The following is a 14588-nucleotide window of genomic DNA, read 5'->3' as shown; positions in this document are numbered from 1 at the left end:
CTTTTCTTTTTATCCTCCTGTATATAGCATGTTTGCTTTTATACTATAGTAAAGGGTTACTCATATAAGGAAGTTATCAGCAGCCGTAAACAAGTTTATGAAGATAAAGGTCTATACTACATATTGGTCCTTACCCCTATTAGAGTAGGAGATTACTTGTTTGATATACAATCGATAGATGAAAGGAGATATTTCATGTGGAAAAATAAAAAATTATGGATTGCCATTGTGGCTATCTTAGTGGTAGCTATTGGTGGATGGCAATGGTATAGTAGTAGCCAAACGAAAGAGGCGCCTACCTATACAACGGGGAAAGTAGGAAAAGGTAGTATTTCATCTACTATTAGTGCAACGGGAACCATTAATCCTGTTCGCTATGTAGATGTATCTACCAATATTCCTGGCAAATTAGAATCTGTTTTGGTGAAAGCCAATCAGCATGTAACAGCAGGGCAAGTTATCGCTACTATTGATTCTCGTCAATTACAGGCCTCCGTAGATAATGCACGAGCTACATTGAATCAAACCGCCACAGATTTGGATCGATACCGTACGCTAGTGTCACAAGGTGCCATTTCACAGCAAACCTATGACAATGCACTAGCAGCCTATGAAAAAGCAAGAGCTACCTATGACCAAGTGGCAGCGAACTTAACAGATAGTACGATTACAGCACCTATGGATGGGACCATAATTGGAGAACCTTTGAAAGCAGGGCAAACCATTGCTACTGGTATTTCTACACAAATGATTATTGCCACCATTGCAGATTTATCTGATTTAGAAATCTATTTAACAGTTGATGAAACAGATATTGGGAATGTAAAAGAAGGTGCCAAAGTAGATTTCACAGTCGATGCGCATCCAGGTCAGACTTTCACAGGTACTGTTAAAAGTATTTCATTAGGTACAAAAGGTAGTATGGGAACGACCAGTTCATCCGTAGTGTATTATACAGTTCGTGTAGCAATTCCAGCAAGTGATGTAAGTCATTTCTTCCCATCTATGACAGCGCGAGCAACAATTCATGGAGAAGAACGACAAAATGTGTTGGTAGTTCCTTTAGCTGCTGTTCGTTCTGATAAAGTGGGAGAATTTGTATATGTCATCAAAGATGGAAAACCTGTTAGAACCAGTGTGAAAACTGGTATGACGGGTGATTCAACAATTGAAATTATATCCGGTGTAGAAGAGGGAGATGAAATCGTTATTAGTGGTGATGTAAGTACGACGAAAAAACAGCAACAGAGGGGGCCATTCTAATGGAAACTTCTAAAAAAGCAGTTATCACCTTAGAAGGAATTACGAAAACCTACGTAAATGGAAAGTTGACAGTACCTGTACTGCATGGTATTGACTTGTCCATTTATGAAGGGGAGTTTACCTCTATTATGGGACCTTCTGGTTCGGGGAAGTCTACGTTTATGAACATCTTAGGATGTCTTGACAGACCTACCAGTGGTTCCTATCGATTAGATGGAGAAGAAGTAGCCCACCTGGGGGATGATGAATTGGCTTATGTGCGGAACAAACGAATTGGGTTTGTGTTCCAAAGTTTTAATTTATTGCCAAAATTAACAGCCCTAGATAATGTAGCATTACCAATGGTCTATGCAGGAGTGTCTAAAGCAGAACGTAAAGCTAGGGCTAGTCAATTATTGACAGATTTGGGACTCGGTACTCGGTTGGAGCATATGCCAGCAGAACTATCTGGAGGGCAACGACAACGTGTAGCCATTGCGAGAGCGTTAGCAAATGACCCAGCGATTATTATGGCCGATGAACCTACAGGTAACCTTGACTCAAAAGCGAGTTTAGATGTGATGCATATCTTCACGGAATTATACCAAGAAGGGCGTACCATCATTTTAGTCACCCATGAGCCAGATATTGCTGAATATGCAGGGCGTAATGTGGTCTTAAAAGATGGTCTTATTGTAGAAGATAGAATCAATCCTCATATGAAAGGGTTGCAGGTAGGAGGTGAAAGCCATGTATAAGGAAGGTTTCTTAATGGCTTGGTCCTCTCTGATTGCGAATAAGATGCGGTCATTACTGACGATGCTAGGTATCATCATTGGTGTAGCGGCAGTGATTGCTCTCGTTTCTATCGGATATGGAGTGCGTCAACAAATTACAGAATCTATTTCTAGTTTGGGCAGTAATCTGCTAATGGTCTATCCAGGAGCTCCTAGAACACCAGGGGTACGCCCTGTATCTGGTGCTAATAAAACGATAAAAATGGGCGACTATGAAGCTATTTCGAAGATGGATAGCGTGCAAGCAGCTTCACCAGTAGCATCTAATTCGTATTTAACTGTGTACATGAGCAAGAATTGGACCACAACTGTGAATGGTGCTAATGCTGACTTTCAGTATGTGAACAATTGGACTATGAAATCAGGTCGTTTTATTACAGATAGCCAAATTGAACGCCGTGAACGAGTGGCAGTTATAGGCGCCACTGTGGCAAAAAATTTATTTGGTAATGAAGACCCCATTGGTAAGGATATTCGGATTGATAAAAATTCTTTTAAAATAGTAGGTGTCCTTGATGAAAAGGGTTCTGGTGCTATGGGGAATGATCAAGATGATGTCATTGTAGTACCCTATACAACTATGATGGAACGTGTGATGGGTGTTGATTATTTACGTATGATCTACATTCAAGCAAAAGAAGGCGAAGACTTAGAACGGGTGCAAGCAGATATAGAAAATATTTTGCGTGTCCGTCATGGTATTAAAAATCCCGACCTCGATGATTTTAATGTGAATAATATGGCGTCCATTATGAAAGCGGTAGAAGAAAATACAGCTACCATGACCTTATTCCTGGGTGCTGTGGCAGCGATTTCTTTATTAGTTGGTGGCATTGGGATTATGAATATCATGCTTGTGTCTGTCACAGAACGTACTCGAGAAATTGGTGTTCGTAAAGCCTTAGGAGCGACGTATCGAACGATTATTACACAGTTTTTAATTGAAGCCGTCGTTATCTCTCTCGTAGGTGGTGCCATAGGCATTCTAGTGGGGATTGGTGCGTCACAGCTGATTGCTACAGTAGCTAAGTTGAAAACTGTAGTGACCACAGGTCCTATTTTATTATCTTTTGGATTCTCCATGTCCATAGGTCTTGTATTTGGTTTGTATCCAGCTAGAAAAGCAGCGAAGTTAAATCCTATTGATGCCTTACATTATGAATAGGTACTTTCATCATGAAAGTATGGTATAATATATAAATTGAAAGGATGTGTGTCTATGAAAATTACTCAAGAGGAAATTAAGAATATTGCCTTATTATCCCGATTAGAAATTAAAGATTTAGAGGCGGCAGAAAAAGCCCTCAGTAATATCCTTACCTATGTTGAGGAATTAGAAGAATTAGATTTAACAGATGTAGAGCCAATGGCTCACGCGGTGCCATTACAAAATGTATATCGTCCTGATGAAATGAAACCATCATTGCCACGGGAAGCGGCGTTACAAAATGCACCTGAAGAAGAGAATGGGTATTTCAGAGTACCTCGTGTTGTACAGAACTAGGAGAAGATACATGACTCTTTTTGAATTACATCAAAAATTAGTAAATAAAGAAATTTCTGCCCTAGAGCTTACAAAAGCTGTATTGGCACATAAAGACAATGTAGAGCCAACAGTACATGCGTACTTGTCTGACTCTCACGAAACGGCGTTAGCACAAGCTGAGGCTGTGGACGCAAAAATTGCAAAAGGAGAAACGATTTCTCCATTAGCTGGGGTTCCAGGTGCGATTAAAGATAACATTTGTACCAAAGGTGTAGCCACAACATGTGGTTCCCATATGTTGGAAAACTTTGTGCCACCGTACAATGCGACAGTTATCGAAAAATTACAATCTCAAGATGCAGTCATTTTAGGTAAATTGAATATGGACGAATTTGCTATGGGCAGCTCCACAGAGAACTCTGCCTTAGGCAAAACGACAAATCCATGGAATCCAGACTACGTACCAGGAGGTTCTTCTGGTGGTAGTGCAGCAGCTGTTGCCAGCGGTAGTGCTATTTGGGCGTTAGGATCCGATACAGGTGGATCCATTCGTCAACCAGCATCCTATTGTGGTGTAGTAGGCTTGAAACCGACGTATGGCAATGTGTCTCGCTATGGCTTGATTGCTTATGCATCTTCTTTGGACCAAATTGGCCCTGTTACAAGAGACGTACGTGATGCAGCTATCGTGTTGAATGCTATTACAGGCCATGATTTCCATGATTCTACATCCATCCCAGGAGATCGTGTCGATTATACAAAAGCTCTTGTGAAAGATGTAAAAGGCTTGCGCATCGGTGTGCCTAAAGAATATTTTGGTGATGGCTTACATCCAGAAGTGCGTGCAGCTTTGGAAAAAGCTATTGAAACCTATCGCTCTATGGGTGCCACTATCGTAGATATTTCCTTACCAACTACAAAATATGCCTTGTCTGCATACTATATCATCGCCTTAGCAGAAGCTAGTTCTAACTTAGCTCGTTATGATGGAGTTAGCTACGGTCTTCGCGTGCCAGCAGATAACTTAGTGGAAATGTCTACCAAAACTCGGACTCAAGGCTTTGGTGAAGAAGTGCAACGTCGTATCTTGTTAGGTACTTATGTATTGAGTTCTGGTTACTACGATGCGTACTATTTGAAAGCCTTAAAAGCTCGTCGTTTAATTAAAAATGAATTTGACGCAGCTTTCCAAGAATGCGATGTATTGTTGACACCAACAGCTCCAAATACAGCTTTCAAATTTGGTGAAAAAATCAACGATCCATTGACGATGTACTTGGAAGACGTATGTACGGTGCCGGTTAACTTGGCAGGTATTCCAGGCATTAGCATTCCAGCTGGTTTTGGTTCTAATGGTATGCCAATCGGTATGCAATTATTAGCACCTGCTATGGGTGAAAGTACGTTATTACAAGCTGCCTATAGTTTTGAACAAGAATGTCCTGAATTTACAAAATTGCCAACTATGGGAGAATTGAAACTATGAAATATGAAACTGTGGTAGGCCTTGAAGTTCATACTGAACTGAAAACAAATTCAAAAATTTTCTGCTCCTGTACAACGGCCTTCGGGGGCGATCATAACACACATGTATGTCCTACTTGCTTAGGCTTGCCAGGAACCATGCCTGTGTTCAACCAAAAAGTATTGGAATATGCTATTAAAGTCGGTTTAGCTTTGAATTGCGAAATTGTACTATTCAATAAATTTGACCGCAAAAACTATTATTATCCAGATTTACCTAAAAACTGGCAGACTTCACAATTCGATTTGCCAATCTGCGTGAATGGTCATCTTGATGTAGAAGTGAATGGAGAAACTCGTCGCATTCGCATCAATCGTATTCACATGGAAGAAGATGCTGGTAAATTAGTACATAGCGGTGCTACGATTTCTAGTTCTGACAGTTCTAATGTAGATTACAACCGTACCGGTGTACCATTGTTGGAAATCGTTTCTGAACCAGATCTTCGTTCTGGTGAAGAAGCACGCCAATATGTGGATAAAATCCGTGCTATTGTACAATACTTAGGCGTTTCTGATGGACGTATGGAAGAAGGTAGTTTGCGTTGTGATGCGAACATTTCTATTCGCCCTGTAGGAGAAACAAAATTAGGTACAAAAACGGAAATTAAAAATATGAACTCCTTAACAGGGATTCAAAAAGGTATCGAATACGAAGCACTTCGTCAAGCGGAAGCCTTAGAAGATGGAGAAACTATCGTACAAGAAACTCGTACTTGGGACGATAGCAAAGGGATTACTCTTTCCATGCGTAAGAAAGAGAAGGAAAATGACTACCGTTTCTTCCCAGAACCAGACTTGGTACCTATCGTGGTAGATCCTAACTATGTAGAAGAGATTCGTCAATCTTTACCAGAATTGCCAGAAGCGAAACAACAACGCTTTATGGAATCCTATGGATTGTCCAGTGAAGATGCACGCACATTGACAAGTCAACGTGCTACAGCGGACTATTTCGATGCTGTCGTAGAAGCTGGCGCCGATGCAAAAACAGCATCTAACTGGATTATTGGTGATTTAGCAAAACTTGTGAATGATGCTGGTATTTCCTATGCAGATAGCAAAGTACAACCTGAACAATTAGCTGCTATGATTAGCCTAATTGAAAAAGGTACAATTTCTGGTAAAATTGCAAAACAAGTTATTGTAAAAATGTTTGAAACTGGTAAAAATCCAGATACAATCGTAGAAGAAGAAGGCTTAGTTCAAATTACCGATACAGGAGCTATTGAAGAAATCGTAAAACAAGTCATTGCAGATAATCCTAAATCTGTGGAAGATTTCAAATCTGGCAAAGGTAAAGCTATTGGATTCTTGGTAGGTCAAGTCATGCGTGCCTCCAAGGGGAAAGCAAATCCTGGCGTAGTCAATGAATTGTTGGAAAAACATTTACAAGCTCTATAGGAGTGACTATGAGTCAAGAACAAAAGTATGAAGAAGGAACGCGCGTTCTTTCAGAAGAAGAATTACGTGATTTTGACGGAACAACTATTGATGAAGAGGGGCGAGCATACGATGCTCCTCATCATCAATCTTCTCAACAGGAACAACAAAGTTTTCAGACCATACCCAATATGAAGGTATTCTTGTGGAATGCCCTTAACTGGAAGTGGAAAGCAGGTTTAGCAGTAGGGGCAGCAGTGGTGATTCTAGTGCTATTTACATTAGCTAAATTTATCATTGCTGGTGCCTTTGTGATTATCCTAGCTTGGCTAGTGATGCGCTTGTTGGGAAAACTATTTTTTTAAATATAAATACAGAGGTTGTATTACTATGAAACAAACATTTTCATGGAAACGGTTTACATGGTTAGGGATAGGAACATTTCTGTTTTATTTGTGGATGTCGTGGGCACTGCCTATTACTGACACAGTAGAATCGAACTATGCCTTATCAGCTGTGACCATGATGAAACATGGAGAGTTTTTGTCGCCTATGATTTATGACATGTATTGGTATGATAAACCAATTATGGCATATTGGGGGCTTATACTGTCCTACTCTTTGTTTGGTATCTCTGATTTGGCTGCTCGATTGCCATCCATTGTCGTTTCTACTTGTACAGTACTAGCGATGTATCGGATGGCTTTCAGTATATATCAAGTAGAACGGATTGCCATGTGGAGTGCCATTGCCCTAGGAACGGCGTTAGAATTTTGGTACATCGGTCATGCTGTCGTGACGGATGGATATTTATTTCTTTTTTCTATGGGTATTTTTTACTATTTATATCGTGGTATCACTGGTGAAAGTCATCGCCATATGGTCTATGCCTATATGTTTGCTGGGTTAGCGGTACTTACCAAAGGCCCTGTAGGGATCGTGCTACCAGGGATTATTTTAATTCTATATGTGGCCTTGAATCGTCGTATGGATTGGTTTAAATATGTCTTTTCTTGGAAAGGTATTCTTGCTTTTATCCTAGTCGTAGTACCTTGGTATGGATATATGTACCATGTTCATGGAGATACATTTATCCAAGGATTTTTAGGGCTACATAATATAACGAGGGCTACTGTACCAGAACATCCTGAACATAATTGGTGGTATTTATATTTTGCCTTGTTGCCAGTATGCATGATGCCATGGACTAGCTTTGTAGTTCGTGGTATCAATAAACAGAAACACGCCTATATTTGGTATTGGTCTATTTTTTGGTTTGTAGGAACCGTTCTGTTCTACACGTGTATGGCCACTAAATATGTTACCTACACATTTATTATGCTGATTCCTTTGGCATTATGGGCAGGCATGGGCATTCATGCTTGTATAGAAGGATACAAAGATCGTAAGATGACATGGAGGGTGTTTACCCTATATGCACTGGGTGGATTTCCATTTTTACTAGGATTAGTCATAGTGGGATTGAGTATGTCTTTGTCACATAGTGCGTATCTTTGGATTAGTTTGGCAGTGACTGTGTTGACGTTTATTTATGCCGCTAGTAAACGAACAGGGTCTGTCTTAGTGTGCAGTATGGCAACGAGTGCGATCATTTTTTATTTAGCATTAGTTCCTAACTTAGTGCCAGTTATGGAAGACCAATCTGGAAAAGTATTAGCCAATGAAGTGATGACATTGGAAGGCACTACGCCATTAGAGGTGTATCAATATGGTAATTATCGTACGTCTTTATCCTATTATTTGGGACGAACTACTTCCTTTATACATTACAAAGAACACGAAAGTGTTTGGGAAAATGGGAAAAATATCATGCCTATGGTGAAACCTACTGACTTGGCAAAAGATACAGAGAAACTATCACGTGCTTTGATTTATGTGCCAAATAAATACGCAACGTATTTTAAAGAAACAAATTTATATGACCAGGTTCAACCTGTAGAAAGAAATTCTCTAGGAGTCTTTTACAAAGCGAAATAATGGTAATTATAGTATTGGGGATGCTCCTAGGGAGTATCCCCAATAAGTTTCTGTTACTATAGGACAGGCGGCATGAGACCTACATTCAAGGAATATTGTATGACTCGATAATAAATGAAGGAGGACAGAGAAAGCGATTCTAAAAGGCTTATGTTTATATACAAAAATAGCATAAAAATCTAGTTATCCGCATAAAAACTGGACTTATCACACTTTATCAAGGTCAAAACCACTCAATTTACTACTAATTTACTACTTATGAATGAGCTTTGATACGACGATTTATCCTTGAAAAGTGAAGATATAAAGATACTTCCAATAAAATTTGAATATTTAATAGGTAGACACTTCAAAAAATGAGGTGTCTATTTTTTTACCCGATTTTGAAAGGAAGTGAACTTATGAAAACAAAAAATCAAGAATCAAAAGGTCGTTCCCCACTCTTTAAGACCATCAAACATTCATTCAGCCAATAAAAAAGAAAGGATAGGTAAAAATATGGAACTTAAATTTGTGATTCCCAACATGGAAAAAACATTCGGCAATTTAGAATTTGCTGGCGAGGATAAAGTCGTTCAGCGAAGAATCAACGGACGGCTAACTGTCTTATCAAGAAGCTATAATCTCTATTCTGATGTTCAAAGAGCAGATGATATTGTGGTGGTGCTTCCTGCTGAAGCTGGCGAAAAACATTTCGGCTTTGAGGAACGTGTGAAGTTAGTCAATCCACGTATTACCGCAGAGGGCTACAAAATCGGCACTCGTGGTTTTACAAATTACCTTTTACATGCTGACGACATGATAAAAGAATAAAGAAAGAGAGGAAAAATGATGAGATTAGCAAATGGCATTGTATTAGATAAAGACACGACTTTTGGAGAATTGAAATTCTCTGCTCTACGTCGTGAAGTGAGAATCCAAAATGAAGACGGGTCGGTTTCAGATGAAATCAAGGAACGTACCTATGACTTAAAATCCAAAGGACAAGGACGCATGATTCAAGTAAGTATTCCTGCCAGCGTGCCTTTGAAAGAGTTTGATTATAACGCACGGGTGGAACTTATCAATCCCATTGCGGACACCGTTGCTACTGCCACCTATCAAGGAGCAGATGTTGACTGGTATATCAAGGCAGACGATATTGTGCTGACAAAGGATTCTAGTTCATTCAAAGCTCAACCACAAGCAAAGAAAGAACCGACACAAGACAAATAGTCGCTAGGTAGAAAGGAGACTTTTTCGCATGAAACAGCGTGGTAAAAGGATTCGCCCATCTGGTAAAGATTTAGTCTTTCATTTTACGATAGCGTCACTCCTGCCTGTTTTCCTGCTGGTTGTCGGACTGTTTCATGTGAAGACAATCCAGCAGATCAACTGGCAGGATTTTAACCTATCACAAGCAGATAAGATTGACATTCCCTATTTAATTATCAGTTTCAGTGTCGCAATTCTTATCTGCTTGCTGGTAGCGTTTGTATTCAAACGGGTTCGCTATGATACGGTTAAACAACTTTACCACCGTCAAAAACTGGCAAAGATGATACTTGAAAACAAGTGGTATGAATCTGAACAGGTCAAAACAGAGGGTTTCTTTAAAGATAGTGCTGGTCGTACAAAGGAAAAGATAACCTACTTCCCTAAAATGTATTATCGACTTAAAAATGGCTTGATACAGATACGGGTGGAAATCACGCTGGGAAAATATCAAGACCAACTCTTACACTTGGAAAAGAAATTAGAGAGTGGCTTGTACTGTGAGCTGACGGATAAAGAGTTAAAGGATTCCTATGTGGAATATACTTTGCTCTATGACACCATAGCCAGTCGTATTTCTATTGATGAAGTAGAAGCTAAAGATGGTAAACTTCGCTTAATGAAAAACGTATGGTGGGAATATGATAAGCTCCCTCATATGTTGATTGCTGGTGGTACAGGTGGCGGTAAAACTTACTTTATACTGACACTGATTGAAGCCTTGCTTCATACAGATTCAAAACTGTATATTCTTGACCCGAAAAATGCTGACCTTGCGGACTTAGGTTCTGTGATGGCAAATGTCTACTATAGAAAAGAAGACTTGCTTTCTTGCATTGAAACATTCTATGAAGAAATGATGAAACGTAGTGAGGAAATGAAGCAGATGAAGAACTATAAGACTGGCAAAAATTATGCTTACTTAGGTCTCCCGGCACACTTCTTAATCTTTGATGAATACGTCGCTTTCATGGAAATGCTGGGAACAAAAGAAAACACCGCAGTTATGAATAAGCTGAAACAGATTGTCATGTTAGGTCGTCAAGCTGGCTTCTTTCTAATACTGGCTTGTCAACGTCCAGACGCAAAATATTTAGGCGACGGAATCCGTGATCAGTTTAATTTCAGAGTGGCTTTAGGTCGTATGTCTGAAATGGGCTATGGCATGATGTTTGGCAGTGACGTACAAAAGGATTTCTTCTTAAAGCGAATCAAAGGTCGTGGCTATGTTGATGTAGGAACAAGTGTCATATCAGAGTTTTATACTCCCCTTGTACCAAAAGGATATGATTTCTTGGAGGAAATTAAAAAGTTATCCAACAGCAGACAGTCCACGCAGGCGACGTGCGAAGCGGAAGTCGCAGGTGTGGACTGATCTTGCTGGCTGGTGTGGCAATAGCCACGCCAGCACTTAACCCCCCGTATCTAACAGGGGGGTACAAATCGACAGGAAACAGTCAAAAAAACATTAGAAAATCCTTTGGTTACAAGGGATTTACAAAATTTCAGCGTATGTCAAATGGGCTTTAAAAGTTGACATACGCCTTTTTGATTGGAGGGATTTTTACTGAATGAACAAACTTGGCTACAGCATTTAAAAGAAAAACGCTTGGCTTATGGACTATCTCAAAACCGTTTAGCTGTTGCGACTGGTATTACAAGGCAGTATCTAAGCGATATTGAAACAGGAAAAGTCAAGCCATCAGAGGATTTACAGCAGTCCCTTTGGGAAGCTCTGGAACGCTTCAATCCCGACGCTCCCCTTGAAATGCTGTTTGATTATGTAAGGATTCGCTTTCCGACAACAGACGTACAGCAGGTGGTCGAAAACATCTTACAACTGAAACTGTCCTATTTTCTTCATGAGGACTATGGTTTCTATTCTTATTCAGAGCATTATGCTTTAGGCGACATATTCGTCCTTTGCTCCCATGAACTGGACAAAGGAGTTCTGGTGGAATTGAAAGGTCGTGGGTGCAGACAATTTGAAAGCTATCTTCTGGCACAACAAAGAAGCTGGTATGAGTTCTTTATGGACGTTTTGGTGGCTGGCGGTGTGATGAAACGCCTTGACCTTGCCATTAACGATAAGACAGGGATTTTAAATATCCCTGTACTCACTGAAAAGTGCCAACAGGAAGAATGTATCTCCGTCTTCCGCAGTTTTAAAAGCTATCGCAGTGGCGAACTGGTACGCAAAGAGGAAAAGGAATGTATGGGAAACACCCTCTATATCGGTTCATTACAAAGTGAAGTTTATTTCTGTATCTATGAAAAGGACTACGAGCAGTACAAGAAAAATGATATTCCCATTGAAGACGCAGAAGTAAAAAACCGTTTTGAGATTCGATTGAAAAATGAGCGTGCCTATTATGCAGTCCGTGATTTACTCGTCTATGACAATCCAGAGCATACCGCCTTTAAAATTATCAATCGGTATATCCGTTTTGTAGATAAAGACGATTCCAAACCTCGTTCTGATTGGAAACTGAATGAAGAATGGGCTTGGTTTATTGGGAACAATCGTGAACGATTAAAACTAACCACAAAACCAGAGCCTTACTCCTTCCAAAGGACGCTGAACTGGCTATCTCATCAAGTTGCCCCGACCTTAAAGGTTGCGATTAAACTTGATGAAATCAACCAGACGCAGGTTGTAAAAGACATTCTCGACCATGCGAAACTGACAGACCGACACAAGCAGATTTTGAAGCAACAGTCAGTAAAAGAACAGGACGTGATAACAACAAAAAAAGGATATCTGTCAACCATACCAGTTGACAGATATCCAAAAAAAGATATAATGGGAGATAAGACGGTTCGTGTTCGTGCTGACTTGCACCATATCATAAAAATCGAAACAGCAAAGAATGGCGGAAACGTAAAAGAAGTTATGGAAATAAGACTTAGAAGCAAACTTAAGAGTGTGTTGATAGTGCAGTATCTTAAAATTTTGTGTATAATAGGAATTGAAGTTAAATTAGATGCTAAAAATTTGTAATTAAGAAGGAGGGATTCGTCATGTTGGTATTCCAAATGCGTAATGTAGATAAAACATCTACTGTTTTGAAACAGACTAAAAACAGTGATTACGCAGATAAATAAATACGTTAGATTAATTCCTACCAGTGACTAATCTTATGACTTTTTAAACAGATAACTAAAATTACAAACAAATCGTTTAACTTCTGTATTTATTTACAGATGTAATCACTTCAGGAGTGATTACATGAACAAAAATATAAAATATTCTCAAAACTTTTTAACGAGTGAAAAAGTACTCAACCAAATAATAAAACAATTGAATTTAAAAGAAACCGATACCGTTTACGAAATTGGAACAGGTAAAGGGCATTTAACGACGAAACTGGCTAAAATAAGTAAACAGGTAACGTCTATTGAATTAGACAGTCATCTATTCAACTTATCGTCAGAAAAATTAAAACTGAATACTCGTGTCACTTTAATTCACCAAGATATTCTACAGTTTCAATTCCCTAACAAACAGAGGTATAAAATTGTTGGGAGTATTCCTTACCATTTAAGCACACAAATTATTAAAAAAGTGGTTTTTGAAAGCCGTGCGTCTGACATCTATCTGATTGTTGAAGAAGGATTCTACAAGCGTACCTTGGATATTCACCGAACACTAGGGTTGCTCTTGCACACTCAAGTCTCGATTAAGCAATTGCTTAAGCTGCCAGCTGAATGCTTTCATCCTAAACCAAAAGTAAACAGTGCCTTAATAAAACTTACCCGCCATACCACAGATGTTCCAGATAAATATTGGAAACTATATACGTACTTTGTTTCAAAATGGGTCAATCGAGAATATCGTCAACTGTTTACTAAAAATCAGTTTCATCAAGCAATGAAATACGCCAAAGTAAACGATTTAAGTACCGTTACTTATGAGCAAGTATTGTCTATTTTTAATAGTTATCTATTATTTAACGGGAGGAAATTTTATTTGCTATTGATCATTTTAATCAGATTGTTCGCCATGAGCTGCTGAGAATGATATCATGGAAGGTCGGCATCGAAACAGGCTTTAAATTAAGTGTAGGCAAGAACTATAAGTTTATTGAAAGGTATATATCCGAGGATTTGTGGGAGAAACTTTTGTCCACCTACCGGATGGATTCCTATGAAAACATATGGGAAGCATTATTTCTATGCCATCAATTGTTCAGGGCGGTATCCGGTGAGGTGGCGGAAAGGCTTCATTATGCCTATCCGGAGTATGATAGGAATATAACAAAATATACCAGGGACATGTATAAAAAATACACTGGTAAAACCGGCTGCCTGGATAGCACATATGCCGCTGATATAGAAGAGAGGCGGGAACAGTGATTACAGAAATGAAAGCAGGGCACCTGAAAGATATCGATAAACCCAGCGAACCATTTGAGGTGATAGGTAAGATTATACCGAGGTATGAAAACGAGAATTGGACCTTTACAGAATTACTCTATGAAGCGCCATATTTAAAAAGCTACCAAGACGAAGAGGATGAAGAGGATGAGGAGGCAGATTGCCTTGAATATATTGACAATACTGATAAGATAATATATCTTTACTACCAAGACGATAAATGCGTCGGAAAAGTTAAACTGCGAAAAAATTGGAACCGGTACGCTTATATAGAAGATATCGCCGTATGTAAGGATTTCAGGGGGCAAGGCATAGGCAGCGCGCTTATCAATATATCTATAGAATGGGCAAAGCATAAAAACTTGCATGGACTAATGCTTGAAACCCAGGACAATAACCTTATAGCTTGTAAATTCTATCATAATTGTGGTTTCAAAATCGGCTCCGTCGATACTATGTTATACGCCAACTTTGAAAACAACTTTGAAAAAGCTGTTTTCTGGTATTTAAGGTTTTAGAATGCAAGG

The 14588-nt window shown here is 39.2% G+C and carries 16 protein-coding genes and 2 pseudogenes; all 18 read left to right on the top strand.

Annotated features, from left to right (window positions below; genetic code table 11):
- The first annotated feature begins 195 nt into the window (after positions 1-195).
- The 18 genes and pseudogenes from EO125_RS05585 to sat4 all read left to right on the top strand — a co-directional run bounded on the left by EO125_RS05585 (position 196) and on the right by sat4 (position 14579).
- Positions 196-1263, top strand: coding sequence for an efflux RND transporter periplasmic adaptor subunit (locus EO125_RS05585; RefSeq protein ID WP_127148027.1), 1068 nt, complete (start codon positions 196-198; stop codon positions 1261-1263).
- Complete coding sequence (locus EO125_RS05580; RefSeq protein WP_127148026.1) at positions 1263-2000, top strand: ABC transporter ATP-binding protein; 738 nt, start codon at positions 1263-1265, stop codon at positions 1998-2000. Before EO125_RS05585 ends, EO125_RS05580 begins: the two co-directional genes overlap by 1 nt.
- A complete protein-coding gene (locus EO125_RS05575; RefSeq protein ID WP_127148025.1) occupies positions 1993-3204 on the top strand; it encodes an ABC transporter permease in 1212 nt (403 codons plus the stop codon). Before EO125_RS05580 ends, EO125_RS05575 begins: the two co-directional genes overlap by 8 nt.
- Positions 3205-3258: 54 nt before the next feature.
- On the top strand, positions 3259-3543 hold the full coding sequence (gatC, locus tag EO125_RS05570; RefSeq protein WP_127148024.1) for an Asp-tRNA(Asn)/Glu-tRNA(Gln) amidotransferase subunit GatC: 285 nt from the start codon (positions 3259-3261) through the stop codon (positions 3541-3543).
- Between the two features lie 10 nt (positions 3544-3553).
- A complete protein-coding gene (gatA, locus tag EO125_RS05565; protein ID WP_127148023.1) occupies positions 3554-5011 on the top strand; it encodes an Asp-tRNA(Asn)/Glu-tRNA(Gln) amidotransferase subunit GatA in 1458 nt (485 codons plus the stop codon).
- Positions 5008-6453 (top strand): Asp-tRNA(Asn)/Glu-tRNA(Gln) amidotransferase subunit GatB, encoded by a 1446-nt coding sequence (gene gatB, locus EO125_RS05560; protein WP_127148022.1) that lies wholly within the window; start codon positions 5008-5010, stop codon positions 6451-6453. The genes gatA and gatB overlap by 4 nt, the downstream gene beginning before the upstream one ends.
- An 8-nt stretch (positions 6454-6461) precedes the next feature.
- A complete protein-coding gene (locus tag EO125_RS05555) occupies positions 6462-6797 on the top strand; it encodes a hypothetical protein (protein WP_127148021.1) in 336 nt (111 codons plus the stop codon).
- A gap of 25 nt (positions 6798-6822) precedes the next feature.
- Entirely contained in the window at positions 6823-8430 is a 1608-nt protein-coding gene (locus EO125_RS05550; RefSeq protein WP_127148020.1) for a glycosyltransferase family 39 protein, read from the top strand.
- A 498-nt stretch (positions 8431-8928) separates the two neighbouring features.
- A complete protein-coding gene (locus EO125_RS05540; protein ID WP_000420682.1) occupies positions 8929-9243 on the top strand; it encodes a YdcP family protein in 315 nt (104 codons plus the stop codon).
- Between the two features lie 15 nt (positions 9244-9258).
- The gene (locus tag EO125_RS05535; protein WP_000985015.1) at positions 9259-9645 is read left to right on the top strand and encodes a YdcP family protein; all 387 of its coding nucleotides are present in this window, start codon (positions 9259-9261) and stop codon (positions 9643-9645) included.
- A gap of 28 nt (positions 9646-9673) precedes the next feature.
- A complete protein-coding gene (locus EO125_RS05530) occupies positions 9674-11059 on the top strand; it encodes an FtsK/SpoIIIE domain-containing protein (RefSeq protein ID WP_000813488.1) in 1386 nt (461 codons plus the stop codon).
- Between the two features lie 2 nt (positions 11060-11061).
- A complete protein-coding gene (locus EO125_RS05525) occupies positions 11062-11214 on the top strand; it encodes a hypothetical protein (RefSeq protein WP_000879507.1) in 153 nt (50 codons plus the stop codon).
- A 22-nt stretch (positions 11215-11236) separates the two neighbouring features.
- Positions 11237-12439: pseudogene (gene mobT / locus EO125_RS05520) on the top strand (MobT family relaxase); the annotation flags it as partial.
- A complete protein-coding gene (locus EO125_RS10180) occupies positions 12422-12685 on the top strand; it encodes a peptide-binding protein (RefSeq protein ID WP_223716794.1) in 264 nt (87 codons plus the stop codon). The pseudogene mobT and the gene EO125_RS10180, both read left to right, overlap by 18 nt.
- Positions 12686-12705: 20 nt before the next feature.
- Positions 12706-12789 (top strand): 23S rRNA methyltransferase attenuation leader peptide, encoded by an 84-nt coding sequence (locus tag EO125_RS05515; protein WP_001814874.1) that lies wholly within the window; start codon positions 12706-12708, stop codon positions 12787-12789.
- 124 nt (positions 12790-12913) lie between these two features.
- Positions 12914-13699, top strand: coding sequence for a 23S rRNA (adenine(2058)-N(6))-methyltransferase Erm(B) (gene erm(B), locus EO125_RS05510; RefSeq protein ID WP_039703997.1), 786 nt, complete (start codon positions 12914-12916; stop codon positions 13697-13699).
- Positions 13639-14040 (top strand): annotated as a pseudogene (locus EO125_RS05505) (aminoglycoside 6-adenylyltransferase); the annotation flags it as partial. The gene erm(B) and the pseudogene EO125_RS05505, both read left to right, overlap by 61 nt.
- Positions 14037-14579: a streptothricin N-acetyltransferase Sat4 gene (gene sat4 / locus EO125_RS05500; RefSeq protein WP_000627290.1), complete on the top strand. Its 543-nt coding sequence runs from the start codon at positions 14037-14039 to the stop codon at positions 14577-14579. The pseudogene EO125_RS05505 and the gene sat4, both read left to right, overlap by 4 nt.
- The last annotated feature ends 9 nt before the right edge of the window (positions 14580-14588 follow it).

It is taken from the genome of Veillonella sp. VA139, from assembly GCF_003992005.1.
Taxonomy (GTDB): Bacteria; Bacillota; Negativicutes; order Veillonellales; family Veillonellaceae; genus F0422.
This window is presented reverse-complemented; position numbering and strand designations above follow the sequence as displayed.

Excerpts from the sequence above, each read along its gene's own strand:
- EO125_RS05585 (WP_127148027.1), top strand. The coding sequence starts at position 196 with ATGTGGAAAAATAAAAAATTATGGATTGCCATTGTGGCTATCTTAGTG.
- EO125_RS05580 (WP_127148026.1), top strand. The coding sequence starts at position 1,263 with ATGGAAACTTCTAAAAAAGCAGTTATCACCTTAGAAGGAATTACGAAA.
- EO125_RS05575 (WP_127148025.1), top strand. The coding sequence starts at position 1,993 with ATGTATAAGGAAGGTTTCTTAATGGCTTGGTCCTCTCTGATTGCGAAT.
- gatC (WP_127148024.1), top strand. The coding sequence starts at position 3,259 with ATGAAAATTACTCAAGAGGAAATTAAGAATATTGCCTTATTATCCCGA.
- gatA (WP_127148023.1), top strand. The coding sequence starts at position 3,554 with ATGACTCTTTTTGAATTACATCAAAAATTAGTAAATAAAGAAATTTCT.
- gatB (WP_127148022.1), top strand. The coding sequence starts at position 5,008 with ATGAAATATGAAACTGTGGTAGGCCTTGAAGTTCATACTGAACTGAAA.
- EO125_RS05555 (WP_127148021.1), top strand. The coding sequence starts at position 6,462 with ATGAGTCAAGAACAAAAGTATGAAGAAGGAACGCGCGTTCTTTCAGAA.
- EO125_RS05550 (WP_127148020.1), top strand. The coding sequence starts at position 6,823 with ATGAAACAAACATTTTCATGGAAACGGTTTACATGGTTAGGGATAGGA.
- EO125_RS05540 (WP_000420682.1), top strand. The coding sequence starts at position 8,929 with ATGGAACTTAAATTTGTGATTCCCAACATGGAAAAAACATTCGGCAAT.
- EO125_RS05535 (WP_000985015.1), top strand. The coding sequence starts at position 9,259 with ATGATGAGATTAGCAAATGGCATTGTATTAGATAAAGACACGACTTTT.
- EO125_RS05530 (WP_000813488.1), top strand. The coding sequence starts at position 9,674 with ATGAAACAGCGTGGTAAAAGGATTCGCCCATCTGGTAAAGATTTAGTC.
- EO125_RS05515 (WP_001814874.1), top strand. The coding sequence starts at position 12,706 with ATGTTGGTATTCCAAATGCGTAATGTAGATAAAACATCTACTGTTTTG.